Origin of the sequence: Streptomyces sp. UH6, from assembly GCF_013421635.1 — a bacterium.
GTDB classification, from domain to species: domain Bacteria; phylum Actinomycetota; class Actinomycetes; order Streptomycetales; family Streptomycetaceae; genus Streptomyces; species Streptomyces abyssomicinicus.
The window spans coordinates 1-2,357 of record NZ_JACADT010000894.1; the positions used below are offsets into that span (position 1 = coordinate 1).

Sequence of the window (2,357 nt, forward strand, 5' to 3'; positions counted from 1 at the left end):
CTCCTCGGCCCGGTCGATCCAGGGGCCGTGTCCGGTGCCGTCGAGGACCACCGTCCGGGCGCCGGGGACCAGGCGCGGGACCCGCTCCGCCTGCACCCGGGAGTTCAGCAGCGGACTGCGCCTGCCGAACACCATGTGCAGGGGAACCCGGACGGAGGCCAGCTCGCCGTCGGTGAGCGGCAGCGGTGCGGGCCTGCGGTTGCGCCAGGCGCGGGCGCCGGTCTGCGCCATGGCGCGCAGCTCGGGGACGACGAGCACCGGCTGGTCCAGCCACGTCGCCAGCCGCGGACGGAGCCGGCGGGGCGCGAAGCTCGCGAAGAGACCGGCGAAGATCCATACGAAGAAGCGCGCCCCCACCTTCTCCAGGCCGCCCGGATCGAGCGCGGTCACCGAGGCGAGGCGCTCCGGGCGCAGACGGGCCTGGTTCAGGGCGAGCCAGCCGCCGTACGAGGCACCGACCAGGTGCACCCGGTCCAGCCCCAGACCGGCCAGGGTCTCGTCCAGCCACCGGGCCGAGCGCTCCGGCTGGTGGATGTGCTCGCGCTGCACACTGCGGCCGGCGTCCCCCGGGGTGTCGACGGCGTACACCGGGCGCTCCGCGCTCAGCGCCGGGGTGGCCGTGTACCACATGGCGGAACACGAGCCCGCGCCGTGCAGCAGGACCACCGGGGTCCGCCGCGCCGCCTCCCCCTCGGCGGGACCGTGGCGGTGGACGCGGGTCGTCGCGAACGAGGTCTCGACGTCCAGCTCCTCCAGGACCGGAGCGCCGAGCGCGAAGGCGGCGTCGCAGGCGGCGAAGTAGCGCTCCCGCAGACGCTCGTCGACGTAGTGACCCAGCTCGGGGCGGGTGCGGACGGTGCTCTTGGGCACGACGGCCTCCGGGGGGTTGTGCGAGTTTCGTGATACGAACGTATCACGAACATGGTACGGCTGTACCATCACGTCGTCCGGGAGGCCGAGGAGTGGGAGCAGCCGATGCCCAGGCGCGTGGATCACGACCAGAGGCGCACCGAGATCACCGAGGCGCTGCTGCGCGCCGCGCACCGGCGGGGTCTGCACGCCGTCGGGATGCGTGACGTGGCGGCCGAGGCCGGTGTCTCCCTGCGGCTGGTCCAGTACTACTTCGACACCAAGGAGAAGTTGCTGCTGCACGGGCTGCGGCTGCTCACCGAGCGGTTCACCGCCCGCACGGCGGCCCGGCTCGCCGCCCTGCCCGGGGAGCCGGGGCCGCGGGAGACCGTCGAGGCGCTGCTGCTGGCCGCGCTGCCCTCGGACGAGGAGGGCCGCGTCTTCCACCACGTCTACACCGCGTACGCGGTCCTGGCGATGACCGACGAGACGCTTGCCGGGCAGCCGTTCCTCGGCGACCCGGACGCCGCGGAGGACGCGGTCTCCCGGCTGCTGACCCAGGGGCAGGCGGACGGCCGGATCCCCGCGGAGGTGGACGCGCGGCTGGAGGCGGTGAGCCTGCTGGCCATGTCGGCCGGGCTGGGCACGAGCGTGCTGGCGGGGCAGCGTGACGCGGCCTCCGCGGCGGCGGCCGTCCGGTACCGCCTGGACCGCGTGTTCACCGGCCGGACCGGGTAGCGCGACCGACGCGTGCGTTCCGGCCGGTGCGACCGCCGCGCCGCGCACCGCTCCGGCGGAAACGGACGGGGCGGACCCCTCCCCGACAGGCGTACCGGTCGGTATGCTCGCCGGGTCGTCGTCGCTGCGGGAGGAACGTCATGTCCGAGGCCGTCAACTCCCGTACCGCGTTGCGGATCTGCCCGCTCTGCGAGGCCACCTGCGGACTGGTGCTCACCGTGGAGGGGAGCCGGGTGACCGGCGCCCGGGGCGACCGGGACGACGTCTTCAGCCAGGGCTTCGTCTGTCCCAAGGGCGCCGCCTTCGGACAGCTCGACGCCGATCCCGACCGGCTGCGCGCACCCCTCGTCCGCACGGGGGGCGTCCTGCGCGAGGCGACCTGGGAGGAGGCGTTCGCCGCCGTCGCCGAGGGCCTGGCGCCGGTGCTCGGCCGGCACGGCGGCGAGGGTGCCGGCGTGGTCCTCGGCAATCCCAACGTGCACACCGTGGCCGGCGCCCTCTACCCGCGCCTGCTGCTCGGCGCGCTCGGCACCGGGAACCTGTTCACCGCCTCCACCCTCGACCAGATGCCCAAGCACGTCTCCTGCGGGCTGCTCTACGGCGACCCCAACGCCATCCCGGTGCCCGACCTCGACCGCACCGACCACCTGCTGATCGTCGGCGCCAACCCGATGGAGTCCAACGGCAGCCTCTGCACCGCCCCCGACTTCCCCGGCCGCCTCAAGGCGCTGCGCCGGCGCGGCGGCACCCTCACGGTGATCGACCCGCGC

3 protein-coding genes are annotated in these 2,357 nt (G+C 74.7%); 2 read left to right on the forward strand and 1 reads right to left on the reverse strand.

Annotated elements, in window-relative coordinates:
- The coding region (locus HW445_RS27255) for an alpha/beta fold hydrolase (protein ID WP_180223534.1) at window positions 1–870 on the reverse strand (870 nt) is incomplete at its 3' end.
- Window positions 871–975: 105 nt separating this feature from the next.
- Between HW445_RS27255 and HW445_RS27260 the strand changes: the two genes are divergently transcribed.
- Both HW445_RS27260 and HW445_RS27265 read left to right on the forward strand, forming a co-directional pair.
- A complete protein-coding gene (locus HW445_RS27260; RefSeq protein ID WP_180223536.1) occupies window positions 976–1,587 on the forward strand; it encodes a TetR/AcrR family transcriptional regulator in 612 nt (203 codons plus the stop codon).
- A gap of 140 nt (window positions 1,588–1,727) precedes the next feature.
- Window positions 1,728–2,357 (forward strand): molybdopterin-dependent oxidoreductase (locus HW445_RS27265; protein ID WP_180223535.1); only part of this gene is annotated, 630 nt, incomplete at its 3' end.